This is a genomic window from Luteibacter jiangsuensis (genome assembly GCF_030812295.1).
GTDB classification, from domain to species: Bacteria; Pseudomonadota; Gammaproteobacteria; order Xanthomonadales; family Rhodanobacteraceae; genus Luteibacter; species Luteibacter jiangsuensis_A.
Genome location: NZ_JAUSSK010000002.1, coordinates 841,140 through 853,709, shown reverse-complemented (window position 1 = coordinate 853,709; position 12,570 = coordinate 841,140). Strand labels below are relative to the sequence as shown.

The 12,570-nt window shown below is 66.7% G+C and carries 13 protein-coding genes; 12 read left to right on the top strand and 1 reads right to left on the bottom strand.

Going from position 1 to position 12,570, the window contains the following annotated elements:
• The 4 genes from J2T07_RS09055 to J2T07_RS09040 all read left to right on the top strand — a co-directional run bounded on the left by J2T07_RS09055 (position 1) and on the right by J2T07_RS09040 (position 3,258).
• Positions 1-444: a GatB/YqeY domain-containing protein gene (locus tag J2T07_RS09055; protein ID WP_306849123.1), complete on the top strand. Its 444-nt coding sequence runs from the start codon at positions 1-3 to the stop codon at positions 442-444.
• A 140-nt stretch (positions 445-584) separates the two neighbouring features.
• Positions 585-758: a DUF1328 domain-containing protein gene (locus J2T07_RS09050; protein ID WP_306849121.1), complete on the top strand. Its 174-nt coding sequence runs from the start codon at positions 585-587 to the stop codon at positions 756-758.
• A 51-nt stretch (positions 759-809) separates the two neighbouring features.
• Positions 810-2,552, top strand: a complete 1,743-nt coding sequence (gene dnaG, locus J2T07_RS09045) for a DNA primase (protein WP_306849118.1) — start codon at positions 810-812, stop codon at positions 2,550-2,552.
• A gap of 91 nt (positions 2,553-2,643) precedes the next feature.
• A complete protein-coding gene (locus tag J2T07_RS09040) occupies positions 2,644-3,258 on the top strand; it encodes a DedA family protein (protein ID WP_306849116.1) in 615 nt (204 codons plus the stop codon).
• 164 nt (positions 3,259-3,422) lie between these two features.
• Here the strand turns inward: J2T07_RS09040 and J2T07_RS09035 are convergent, their stop codons facing one another.
• On the bottom strand, positions 3,423-4,298 hold the full coding sequence (locus J2T07_RS09035) for a LysR substrate-binding domain-containing protein (RefSeq protein WP_306849114.1): 876 nt from the start codon (positions 4,296-4,298) through the stop codon (positions 3,423-3,425).
• A 104-nt stretch (positions 4,299-4,402) separates the two neighbouring features.
• Between J2T07_RS09035 and J2T07_RS09030 the strand changes: the two genes are divergently transcribed.
• The 8 genes from J2T07_RS09030 to dgoD are packed head-to-tail and all read left to right on the top strand — an operon-like array spanning position 4,403 to position 12,440.
• Positions 4,403-5,401 carry a 2-dehydro-3-deoxygalactonokinase gene (locus J2T07_RS09030; protein WP_306849112.1) on the top strand — a complete coding sequence of 333 codons (999 nt, stop codon included), beginning with the start codon at positions 4,403-4,405 and terminating at the stop codon, positions 5,399-5,401.
• 43 nt (positions 5,402-5,444) lie between these two features.
• Positions 5,445-6,437 carry an arabinose ABC transporter substrate-binding protein gene (locus tag J2T07_RS09025; protein WP_306849110.1) on the top strand — a complete coding sequence of 331 codons (993 nt, stop codon included), beginning with the start codon at positions 5,445-5,447 and terminating at the stop codon, positions 6,435-6,437.
• Between the two features lie 2 nt (positions 6,438-6,439).
• Positions 6,440-7,966, top strand: coding sequence for an L-arabinose ABC transporter ATP-binding protein AraG (gene araG, locus J2T07_RS09020; protein ID WP_306849108.1), 1,527 nt, complete (start codon positions 6,440-6,442; stop codon positions 7,964-7,966).
• Between the two features lie 3 nt (positions 7,967-7,969).
• Positions 7,970-8,971, top strand: a complete 1,002-nt coding sequence (araH, locus tag J2T07_RS09015; RefSeq protein ID WP_306849106.1) for an L-arabinose ABC transporter permease AraH — start codon at positions 7,970-7,972, stop codon at positions 8,969-8,971.
• Positions 8,971-9,864 carry an SMP-30/gluconolactonase/LRE family protein gene (locus tag J2T07_RS09010; protein ID WP_306849104.1) on the top strand — a complete coding sequence of 298 codons (894 nt, stop codon included), beginning with the start codon at positions 8,971-8,973 and terminating at the stop codon, positions 9,862-9,864. The genes araH and J2T07_RS09010 overlap by 1 nt, the downstream gene beginning before the upstream one ends.
• Positions 9,861-10,670, top strand: coding sequence for an SDR family oxidoreductase (locus tag J2T07_RS09005; protein WP_306849102.1), 810 nt, complete (start codon positions 9,861-9,863; stop codon positions 10,668-10,670). Before J2T07_RS09010 ends, J2T07_RS09005 begins: the two co-directional genes overlap by 4 nt.
• On the top strand, positions 10,660-11,286 hold the full coding sequence (locus J2T07_RS09000) for a 2-dehydro-3-deoxy-6-phosphogalactonate aldolase (protein ID WP_345783959.1): 627 nt from the start codon (positions 10,660-10,662) through the stop codon (positions 11,284-11,286). Before J2T07_RS09005 ends, J2T07_RS09000 begins: the two co-directional genes overlap by 11 nt.
• Positions 11,287-11,288: 2 nt before the next feature.
• Positions 11,289-12,440, top strand: a complete 1,152-nt coding sequence (gene dgoD / locus J2T07_RS08995; RefSeq protein WP_306849098.1) for a galactonate dehydratase — start codon at positions 11,289-11,291, stop codon at positions 12,438-12,440.
• Positions 12,441-12,570: the final 130 nt, after the last annotated feature.

Genomic DNA, 12,570 nt, shown 5'->3' with positions numbered 1-12,570 from the left:
ATGAGCCTCAAGGCAAAGATCACCGAAGACATGAAGGCCGCCATGAAGGGCGGTGAAAAGGACCGCCTGGCCGTCATCCGCCTGGTCCTGGCGCAGATCAAGCAGCGCGAGGTCGACGAGCGGATCGAGCTGGACGACAACCAGGTGCTCGCCGTGCTCGAAAAGATGCAGAAGCAGCGCCGCGATTCGATCGAGCAGTACGACAAGGCAGGCCGCACCGACCTGGCCGATATCGAGCGTTACGAAATGAGCGTGATCGACGGCTACCTGCCGGCCAAGCTGGGCGAGGCCGAGCTGGACGCCATCATCGATGCCGCCATCACCGAATCCGGGGCCGCCACCGCCCGCGACATGGGCAAGGTGGTCGCGCTGATCAAGGAAAAGGCCGCCGGCCGCGCGGACATGGCTGCCGTGGCAGGCAAGGTGAAGGCCAGGCTGGCCTGATAGCCTCCGCAGGAGCCGAGCCGGTTGGGAACCGGCCCTGGTGGAGCCGACCTGCCCGTTCACGACTTCGCCACGGCGCTGCCAGCATCCTGCGCGGCGCGGCTGGCGGGCCATCCTCCGGCGCCTGACGGAGGATTTCCATGCTCAAGTACGCCATCATCTTCGGCCTTATCGCCCTGGTTACCGGCGCCCTCGGCTTCAGCCAGATCTCGGGCGTCGCCGCCACGATCGCCAAGGTGTGCTTCGCCATCTTCCTGATCCTGTTCGTGATCGCGATCCTGGCCGTCATCGGCGTCTTCAAGCTTGCCTTCTAAGGGCACGCCAGGCTCCATACGGAAGCGGATGCATGGCATCCTAGGGGACTGATGCGTGGCCGTATTCCCGACAATTTCATCGATGAACTGCTGACTCGCGTCGACATCGTCGACGTGATCGAACGGCGCGTGCCGCTGAAGAAGGCCGGGCGCGAATGGACCGCATGCTGCCCCTTCCACAACGAGCGCTCGCCGTCGTTCTACGTGAGCCCGCAGAAGCAGTTCTTCCACTGCTTCGGCTGCGGCGCGCATGGCAGCGCGATCAAGTTCATCATGGATTACGACCGCCTCGAATTCCCCGACGCCATCGAGGAACTCGCCCAGTCGGTAGGCATGAAGGTGCCCTACGAGGGTGGCCGGGACGATAAGCCGCGTGAAGACCGCAGCGACCTCTACTCCCTGCTCGACGATGCCGCCAGCTTCTACCAGCGCGAACTCGACAACAGCGCCGAGGCGCGCGCCTATGTCGACCGGCGCGGCCTCGACGACGAGATCGTCAAGCGCTTCCGCATCGGCTGGGCACCCGCCGGCTTCGACGGCGTGCTGAAGGCGCTGGGCACCTCCGACCGTCGGCGTCAGTTGCTCAACGAAGCCGGCATGGTCGCCAGCAACGAGCGGGGCAACCGCTACGATCGCTTCCGTGAGCGGGTGATGTTCCCGATCCTCGACCGGCGCGGCCGCGTGATCGCCTTCGGCGGACGCGTGCTGTCGTCGGACCAGAGCCCGAAATACCTCAACTCACCCGAGACCCCGCTCTTCCACAAGGGCCGCGAGTTGTTCGCCCTGTGGCAGGTGAAGCAGGCCCACCAGCACCTCACCCGGATCATGGTGGTGGAGGGCTACATGGACGTCATCGCACTCCACCAGGCCGGCCTGCCCATCGCTGTCGCCACGCTGGGCACGGCGACCACGCCCGAGCATGCCGAGGTGCTGTTCCGCGCCGCGCCGGACGTGTATTTCTGTTTCGACGGCGACCGCGCCGGCCGCCAGGCCGCATGGCGCGCGCTGGAATCGATCCTGCCGCGCATGCGCGACGGCCGCCAGGCCCATTTCCTGTTCCTGCCCGACGGTGAAGACCCGGATACCCTCGTGCGCAAGGAAGGCAAGGAGGGCTTCGAGAAGCGCATGAAGGAATCCATGCCGATGTCGGAGTATTTCTTCGAGGAACTGGCCCGCGATGTCGACGTCACCCGGATCGACGGGCGCGCGCGTCTCGCGGAACGCGCACGCCCACTGATCGCCAAGCTGCCCGATGGCGCTTTCCGCGACCTGATGGCGCAGGAGCTGGAGCGCCGTACCGGGGCCCGCGCCGTGCTGGAGCCAGAGCCGGGGCCGTCCCGCCCCTCGGCGTCGCGCCCGGCCAACGTGCAACGCAGCCTCGTGCGCAGCGCCATCACCTTGCTCCTCGCCCAGCCTTCACTGGCCGAAGAGGTGGAGCCGCCCTACCCGTTCCTGCGCCTGGAACGGCCCGGCGTCGGCCTGCTCGCCGAACTGATCGACCTGGCCCGCGCGCGGCCGGGCATCAATCCCGCCGTGCTCGTCGAACACTTCATGGACCGCCCCGAATACCCCTCCCTGCAAAAGCTCATGCAGGCGGAAGTCATCGGCGAGGCGGACATGCAGCGCGTGGAATTCCTCGACGCCCTGGCACAGATGCAACGCCAGGTCACGACACAACGTCGCGATACCCTGATCGCCCGCAGCCGTGAAGGGGCGCTCGACGACACGGAAAAAGCCGAACTTCGTGTCCTCCTCGCCGCCCGCGCCACCCCCGCCCCGGCGGACGGCGAATGATGCGCCGCATCGTGGGCGTAACGCGATCCGTGGGATCATCCCGGCCTCGTTCCTCCAAGGGACCGGCCCCAGCCGGATTCGCGCGCCACTGATGGACCTGCTCAACGACCTCGTCGATTTCTTCGGAAGGAACGGTTACCTCGCCGTCTTCTTCGCCCTGATGCTCTGCGGGGCAGGCATCCCCTTGCCCGAGGACATCACCCTCGTCGCTGGCGGCATCATCACCGGGCTGGGCTACGGCGACGTCCATACGATGGTCGGCGTGGGCATGGCCGGCGTGCTCGTGGGCGATTCCACGATGTTCCTGCTCGGCCGTCACTTCGGCGGGCGGATCATGAGCTGGCGCCTCGTCGCGCGCCTGCTCACGCCGGAGCGCTATGCCAAGGTGCAGGAGAAATTCGAGCGCTACGGCAACCGCATGATGTTCGTCGCCCGCTTCCTTCCGGGCATGCGCACCGCGGTGTTCATCACTGCCGGGGCCACCCATCGCGTCGGCTTCTTCCGCTTCCTGCTCCTGGACGGTCTCGCCGCCGCCATCAGCGTGCCGCTGTGGGTCTACCTGGGGTATTTCGGCGCGCACAACCACGAGTGGCTGGCGATGTGGATCCATCGCGGGCAGACCGGCGTATGGTTGGCGATCGCCGCCGCGCTGGTCGTGCTGGGCGTCATCTGGTGGCGCCGCAAGAAGGCCGCGCGGGACTGCTGAGCACGGTCATCGTGAGGCCTGCGGGACCATGGGAATGGTGGGAGCCGCTTCAGCGGCGATCCCACGGGAATGCAGATCGCCGGCAGGGTCGGCTCCCACCAGAACCCGGCCAGCTTGCCGATTTGTCGGCTCCCACAAGTGAAGCGGCTCCCACCCGGCTCCAGTCAACCGGCTGCCGTGATCTCGGCGAAAAGCCAGTCGCGGAAGACGGTGGTTTCCTCGCGCGGCTCGGCATCGCGGGACACCGCCAGGTAGTAGGTGTGATGCAACGGCAACGCCAGGTGGAACGGAGCCACGAGCCGGCCCGCGGCCAGGTCGTAGGCCACCAGCAGCTCCTGCGCCAGCGCCACGCCCTGCCCCTCGATCGCCGCCTGGAGCATCATCGTGCCGTCGCTGAAACCCATCTCGCGCGACACCGGCCCCGGTTCGACGCCCGCACGCTCGAACCACTGGTCCCATCCTGTCGCCGCCGCGGCACGGCGTCCCGGACGTTCGTGCAGGAGCATCTGTGCGGGCAGGTCCGCCGGTCCGCGAACCTGTTCGGCGAGTGCGGGGGCACAGACTGGCGTGTAGCCACTCACCACGAGGATCGACTGCCCGGCGCCTTCGTTCACGCGATCGTCGATGGCCAGGTCCCAGCCACCCTCGTCGCCACCGTCGGTGACCACTTCCACGGCGATGTCCGGATGTCTGGCGAAGAAGCGGAACAGCCTCGGCACCAGCCATTTCGTACCGAAGGTGGGCGGCACCGAGACCCGCAAGGAAGCATTGCGCTGCCCCATCACCTGGTCCGTGGCATGTTGCAGCGCACGAAAAACGTCACGAACGCGCGGAAAATAATTCTCGCCCGCCGCCGTGAGCGACAGCCGATTGTTGCTTCGCACAAAGAGCGGCGCGCCGAGGTACGACTCCAGCAACTTGACTTGCGCACTCACCGCCGCAGCGGTCAGCGAGAGTTCCTCGCCCGCCTTGGTGAAGCTCATATGCTGCGCTGCAAGCTCGAACACGCGCACGGCATGGAGGGGTAATGAGCGCTTCATTGCGGACTCGTTCAAAAAAACTTGGGGAAACCCCGAAGAATTTCTAGTTTGCCTGCCTCGGCAGGCAACGCCAACAATCCATGGCGCTTTCGAACGGACCTTCGATGAACATCCTCACCGTCGACACCGGAACCACCAACACCCGCGTCACCGTCTGGCACGACGGCGTCGTGGCCGGACAGGCCGCCCGGCAGGTCGGCGTACGCGACACCGCCATCACGGGCAGCACGGCGAAGCTCGAGGAAGGCGTGCGCGAAACGATCGCCGAAGCCCTCGCGGCGGCGAACATCGACAAGGCCGACATCGGCCGCGCCATCGCCTCCGGCATGATCACCTCGAACGTCGGGCTCTGCGAAATTCCGCACGTTGTGGCGGCCGCCGGCATCGACGATCTCGCTGCCGCCATGCGCGAGAGCCTCATCGCGAACGTGTGGCACGAGCCGATCTGGTTCGTGCCCGGCGTACGCAACGCGGTGGACCACATCGGCCTGCACAATTGCGAGGCGATGGACATGATGCGCGGCGAGGAAGTGGAGTCCTTCGCGCTGGTCGAACGGTTGAAGCTCGACGAGCCCACGGTCATCGTCTTGCCCGGCTCGCATTCCAAGTTCGTCAGCATCGACGCGAAGCGCCGCATCGACGGCTGCGTCACCACGCTGGCCGGCGAACTGCTGCACGTCATTTCTCACGACACCATCCTGGCCGGTTCGCTCAAGGACGGTTTCGCCAAGCGCATCGACCCCGAGATGCTGCTGGCCGGGGCCGCCTCGGCGAAGAAAATCGGCCTGGGCCGCGCCTGCTTCAGCGTGCGCATCCTCGACCAGTTCGCCGTGTACGACGCCAATGCGCGCGCCAACTTCCTGCTTGGCGCGGTGCTCGGTTCGGACCTGCTCACCCTCAAGAATTCCAGCGCGATCCGGATGAGCCCGGGCACGCGCTTCGTCGTCAGCGGCAAGCCGATCCTGCGCGAGGCCATCGGCCGGCTGGTCGAAGGCGACGATTTCTTCTCCGGCACGGTCACCGTGCTGGGCGACGACGAGCAACGCGACCTCGCGGGATACGGCGCCATCGCCGTCGCCCGCCGCCGCGGGCTGGTCGACTGACGACACGGCTTATGGCCATCCGAATCACCCGAGGAAGGAACGCATGAAGACGAAGATCGCCCTGGGCCTCCGCGCCCTCGCCCTGGCGCTGGCTGTGACCGCCGCGCCCGCTTTCGCCGCCGACGACCCGGTGAAGATCGGCTTCGTGGTGAAGCAGCCCGAGGAACCCTGGTTCCAGGACGAGTGGAAGTACGCCGAACAGGCGGCCAAGGAAAAGGGCTTCACCCTGGTGAAGATCGGCGCTCCGGACGGCGGCCAGGTCCTCACCGCCATCGACAACCTGAAGTCGCAGCATGCCCAGGGTTTCATCATCTGCACGCCCGACGTGAAGCTCGGCCCCTCGATCGTGGCCAAGGCGAAGATCGACAAGCTCAAGCTGATGACGGTGGACGACCGCCTCGTCGACGGCGCCGGCAACCCGATCGAATCCGTCCCCCACATGGGCATCTCCGCTTCGAAGATCGGCGAGCAGGTCGGCGAGGCGATCGCCGCGGAAATGAAGAAGCGTGGCTGGAAGCCGGAGGAAACCGGAGCGCTTCGCATCTCATACGACCAGCTGCCGACGGCCAAGGAGCGCACCGACGGCGCCATCGCCGCACTCACCGCGGCCGGCTTCCCCAAGGCCAACGTGGTCAACGCGCCGCAGGCCAAGACGGACACCGAGAATGCTTTCAACGCGGCGAACATCGCGATCACGCAGAACCCGAAGTACAAGCACTGGATCGCGTTCGGCCTCAACGACGAAGCCGTGCTCGGTGCCGTGCGCGCGGCCGAAGGGCGCAACTTCCGCGCCGACAACATGATCGGCGTGGGCATCGGCGGCAGCAAGTCGGCGCTCAACGAGTTCGCCAAGGCGCAGCCGACCGGCTTCTTCGGCAGCGTGCTGATCAGCCCGAAGCGCCACGGCTATGAGACGTCGGTGAACATGTACGAGTGGATCAAGAACGGCAAGGCGCCGCCGCAGCTCACCTTCACCACCGGCCAACTGATCACCCGCGCCAACGCCGCGGAGATCCGCAAGGACATGGGGCTTTGACGATGACGGACGCCCCGCGCCTCGAGTTCCGCCACATCGGGAAGACCTTTCCCGGCGTGCGTGCGCTCGGCGATGTCGGTTTCGCCGTGCGCGCCGGCAGCGTGCACGGCCTGCTCGGCGAAAACGGCGCGGGCAAGTCGACCATGATGAAGATCCTCGGCGGGGAATACATTCCCGACGAGGGTGAAGTCGCGATCGATGGACAGGTACGGCACTTCCGCAAGGCGGCCGATGCGATCGATGCGGGCGTGGCGGTGATCCACCAGGAACTCCAGTACGTGCCGGAACTGTCGGTCATGGAGAACCTGCTGCTCGGCCGCTTGCCCACGCGCTTCGGCCTTGTCGACCGCCACCGCGCACTGGCCTGGACACGCGAGCGCCTCGATGCGCTGGGCGTGGACCTCGATCCCCGGGCGAAGCTGAAGCAGCTTTCCATCGGTCAGCGGCAGATGGTGGAGATCGTCAAGGCGATCCTGCGCGATGCGAAGATCCTCGCCCTGGACGAACCCACCAGCTCGTTGTCCCATCGCGAGACCGACGTGCTCTTCCGCCTCGTCCGCGACCTGCGCACGCAGGGCAAGGCGATGATCTACATCTCGCACCGCCTCGACGAGATCTTCGAACTCTGCGATGCCGCGACGATTTTTCGCGACGGCCGCAAGGTCGCCGATTTCGACGCGCTGGAAGGCGTGACCCGCGACGCACTCGTGCAGCGCATGGTCGGCCGCGAGATCAGCGATATCTTCGGCTACCAGCCGCGCGATCACGGCGAGGTTCGCCTCTCGGTGAAGAACGTGACCGGCCGGGCGGCGCCCCTGCCCGTGAGCTTCGAGGTACGCGCCGGGGAAATCGTCGGCTTCTTCGGCCTGGTCGGCGCCGGCCGCTCCGAGACCATGCGCGTGATCTACGGGGCCGACCGGCGTACCGCCGGGGAAGTTCGCGTGGATGGGCAGAGCATCAAGGCCTCGCACATCCGCGACGCCATCCGGCACGGCCTCGTGTTCTGTCCGGAGGATCGCAAGGAAGACGGCATCATCGGCGTGCGCTCGGTATCGGAGAACATCAACATCAGCGCGCGGCGCAACCACCTCACCGCGGGTCTCTTCGTCAACGACCGCAACGAGGCCAGGACCGCCGACCACTATATCGAGCGCCTGCGCATCCGCACCCCGCACCGCCGGCAGGAAATCCGCCTGCTCTCCGGCGGCAACCAGCAAAAAGCCGTGCTCTCGCGCTGGCTGGCCGAGAAGGACCTGCGCGTGCTGATCGTCGACGAGCCGACCCGCGGCATCGACGTCGGCGCGAAGAACGAGATCTACAACGTGCTCTACGAACTGGCCGCGCGCGGCGTGGCCGTGGTGATGATCTCCAGCGAGTTGCCCGAGGTACTCGGCGTCTCCGACCGTGTCGTCACCATGTGCCGTGGCCGCATCACCGCCCAGTTCGACCGCGCCTCGGCGAACGAGCAGAACGTCCTCGCCGCCGCCCTGCCCGAAAGCGCGGGATCCACCCCGATAAGGAATGCCTGACCCATGACCGAGCCCAACGCCGCCGCCATCGCCGCGACCCGCGAGACGCCCGAGGCACGCCACCGCGCCCTGCTATGGCAGATCGTCGACGACTACAGCCTGATCGGCATCTTCGTCGTGCTGTTCGCCGTACTGAGCATGACCGTGCAGTACTTCTTTTCGTGGGACAACGTGGTCGGGTTGGCCCTGTCCGTATCGCAGATCGGCATGGTCGCCTGCACCATGATGTTCTGCCTGGCATCGCGCGACTTCGACCTTTCGGTGGGTTCGACCGTGGCCTTCGCGGGCGTGTTCTGCGCGATCGTTTCCAACGCCACGGGCAGCGTGGTGATCGGCATCGGCGCCAGCCTGGTCGCGGGTGCGCTGGTGGGCTTCGTCAACGGCGCGGTCATCGCCAAGCTCAAGATCAACGCGCTGATCACCACGCTGGCCACGATGGAAATCGTGCGCGGCCTGGCCTTCATCGCCTCGCACGGCCAGGCCGTGGGCGTCACCAGTGAAGCCTTCTTCACCCTGGGCAGCGCCGAGTTCCTCAGCCTGCCGGTGCCGGTATGGGTCACCCTGGCCTGCTTCGTCGTCTTCGGCGTGCTGCTCAACAAGACCATCTACGGCCGCAACACCCTGGCCATCGGCGGCAATCCCGATGCCGCCCGCCTCGCCGGCGTGGCGGTGGACCGCGTCCGCATCGCCATCTTCCTCATCCAGGGCCTCGTCGCCGCGCTGGCCGGCATCATCCTCGCCTCGCGCATGACCAGCGGCCAGCCCAACGCGGGCGAAGGCTTCGAGCTCAACGTCATCTCGGCCTGCGTACTGGGCGGTGTCTCCCTGATGGGTGGCCGTGCGAGCATCAGCGGCGTGCTCGTTGGCGTCCTCATCATGGGCACCGTGCAGAATGCGATGAGCCTCATGAACATCGACGCCTTCTACCAGTACCTGGTCCGCGGTGCGATCCTGCTGATCGCCGTGCTCGTGGACCAGCTCAAGAACCGCAGGCAATCCCGCTGATGACCGATATCTTCAAACCGCTTTCCTCCCACCGGCAGGCCCACGCCGAGGGCGTGATCTGGGACGACATGGCGGGCCTGGTCCGCTGGACCGACATCGCCACCTCTCAGCTGTTCTCGTACGACCCGGCCACCGGCGTCGTGACGGACCGGAAGCTCCCGGCGCGCCTGTGCTGCTTCGCCCTCACCCACCAGCCCGGCGTGCTCCTGCTCGCGCTGGAGAAGCAACTCGCCCGCTACGACACCCGCGACGGAACCTTGCACGTGCTCGAGGACGTCGAGCCCGACCTGCCCGGCACGCGCACCAACGACGGCCGCTGCGACCGTGGCGGCAACTTCATCTTCGGCACCCTCAACGAACGCGGCCCGGAGAAGGTGGCATCGTTCTGGCGCTACACGCACGACGGCAGGCTCGACCGGCTGGCCCTGCCGAAGGCCGCCATCACCAACAGCATCTGCTTCAGCCCGGATGGCGAGACGATGTACTTCACCGACTCGCCCACGGCACAGATCATGGCCTGCGACTACGACGCCGCGACCGGTGATATCGACCGCATCCGTGTCTTCGCCCAACTGGAAGAGGGTATTGAACCGGACGGCTCGACCATCGACGCCGAGGGCTTCCTCTGGAACGCGCAGTGGGGTGGATCGCGCGTGCTGCGCTACGCCCCCGATGGTCGTGTGGACGCGGTCATCGACCTGCCGGCGCGCCAGCCGAGCTGCGTCACGTTCGCCGGCACCGCGCTCGATCGCATGGTGGTCACCTCGGCGCACAAGGGCCTGAAGGACACCGTGATCGCCGACGAACCCGTGAACGGCGCGATCTTCATCGGCACGCCGCCGCGCGGGCGCGGCCTGCCCGAGGCACGTTACGGCCACGGATCGGGCGCATGACCGGTACGACGAAGGCCGATCCGCGCACCACGCCCTTGCCGCGCCTCGCGGGCAAGGTGGCCATCGTCACCGGCGCCACGCAGGGCATCGGCGCCGCGACGGCCGCGCTGTTCGCCGCCCACGGCGCGAAGATCGTGCTCAACGTGATCGACGACAACGCGCAGGCGCGTGCCACGCTGGAAGGCCTCGATACCGAGGATGCCATGTTGTTCGAAGCCGACGTGACCGATCCCGCGGCGGTACGGCGCATGGTCGATGCGGCGACGGAACGCTTCGGCGCACCCGACATCCTGGTCAACAACGCCGGCATCAACGTGTTCAACGATCCGCTCTCCCTGAGCGACGACGAATGGACGCGCTGCTTCGAGGTCGACCTCAAGGGCGCCTGGAACTGCGCGAAAGCCGTGCTGCCCGGCATGCTCGGACTCGGTCGCGGCAGCATCGTCAACATCGCGTCGGTGCACGGGCACAAGATCGTCCCGCACTGCTTCCCCTATCCCGTGGCGAAGCATGGATTGATCGGGCTGACCAAGGCACTGGGCATCGAGTACGCCGCGCACGGCATTCGCGTGAACTCGATTTCCCCGGGCCTGGTGCTGACCGCCATCGCCGAGGCCGGCTTCGCCGCCGCTGCCGATCCCGAGGCGGAACGCCGCCGGCAGACCGAGATCCTGCCCAACAAGCGCATCGGCGAGCCAGAGGAGATTGCCTATACTGCGCTGTTCCTCGCTTCCGACGAAGCGCGCTACATCAACGCCGCCGACATCCGCATCGACGGCGGCCGTTCCCAGCTCTATCACGAGTGAACCCATGGCCTGGCCGACTGCGCTTCCCCTCATCGCCATCCTTCGCGGCATTACCCCGGACGACATCGCCGGCCATGTCGAGGCCCTGCTCGAAGCGGGATTCGACGCGATCGAGGTACCACTCAACTCGCCCGACTGGCAACGCAGCATCCCCATGGCGCTGGAAGTCGCCGGTACCCGCGCACTGGTCGGCGCGGGCACGGTGCTGACGCCGGAAGCGGTCGACGCCGTGGCTGACCTGGGCGGCCACCTGTTGGTGACGCCCAACACCGACCCTGCGGTGATCCGCCGCGGCCGCGAACGCGGGATGTATACCTCCATCGGCTTCAGTACGCCGAGCGAAGCCTTCACGGCCATCGCCGCGGGCGCGCAGTCGCTGAAATTGTTTCCCGCCGCGCAATGGGGCCCGGGCTACGTGAAAGCCATCCGCGCGGTACTGCCGCCCAACCTGCCGTTGCTGGCAGTGGGTGGCGTCACTCCGGAGAACATCGGCCAGTTCCTCGACGCGGGTTGCATCGGTGCGGGATTGGGCGGCGACCTGTATAAAGCGGGGCAGCCCGTGTCGCGGACGCGTGAGCGCGCGAACGCCTTCGTCAAAGCCTATCGTTCGGTCTGAGCATGAAGATCACCAAGATCACCACGTATCGCGCCCCGCCACGCTGGATGTTCCTCAAGATGGAAACCGACGAAGGCGTCGTCGGCTGGGGCGAGCCCGTGGTGGAAGGCCGTGCGCGCACCGTCGAGGCGGCGGTGCACGAGCTTTCCGAGTACGTCGTCGGCAAGGACCCGGCCCGCATCAACGACCTCTGGCAGGTGATGTACCGCGGCGGGTTCTACCGCGGCGGCGCCGTCTTCATGAGCGCCATCGCCGGCATCGATCAGGCCCTGTGGGACATCAAGGGCAAGGTGTTGAACGCTCCGGTGTACGAATTGCTCGGCGGCCGCGTACGCGATCGCATGAAGACCTATTGCTGGGTGGGCGGCGACCGTCCCGCCGATGTCATCGCGCAGATCCGCGAACGCATGGCCCACGGCTTCGACACGTTCAAGATGAACGGTTGCGAGGAAATGGGCATCATCGGTTCGAGCAAGGCGGTGGACGCGGCCGTGGCGCGCGTGGCCGAGATCCGCGAGGCCTTCGGCAACACGATCGAGTTCGGCCTCGACTTCCATGGCCGGGTGTCCGCGCCGATGGCAAAGGTGCTGGTCAAGGAGCTGGAACCCTTCCGCCCCCTGTTCATCGAGGAACCGGTGCTCGCCGAGCAGGCCGAGTACTACCCGCGCATCGCGGCGCACACCTCGATTCCCATCGCCGCGGGCGAACGCATGTACTCGCGTTTCGAATTCAAGAGCGTACTGGAGCGCGGCGGCATCTCGATCCTGCAACCCGATCTCTCCCACGCCGGCGGCATCACCGAATGCGTGAAGATCGCCGCGATGGCCGAGGCGTACGACGTGGCCCTGGCGCCGCATTGCCCGCTGGGACCGATCGCGCTGGCCTCGTGCCTGCACGTGGACTTCGTCAGCTGGAATGCCACGTTGCAGGAACAGAGCATCGGCATCCACTACAACAAGGGCGGCGAAGTACTCGATTACGTCCTCAACAAGGACGCGCTCACGCTGGACGATGGCGGCTATGCATTGCCGTTCAGCGGGCCGGGCCTGGGCATCGAGGTGAACGAGGCACTGCTGATCGAGCGCAGCCGGGACGTTGCCGACTGGCGGAATCCGCTATGGCGGCATCCGGACGGATCGGTGGCGGAGTGGTGAGGGGGAGCGGCATCTTGCCCGCTGCCGCGGGATCGCCGACAGGGTCGGCTCCCACCAGGCTGCAAGGTCGACTCCCCCAGGTTGCCGCTGACTGGTGGGAGCCGACCCTGTCGGCGATGCTCTTTGTGGG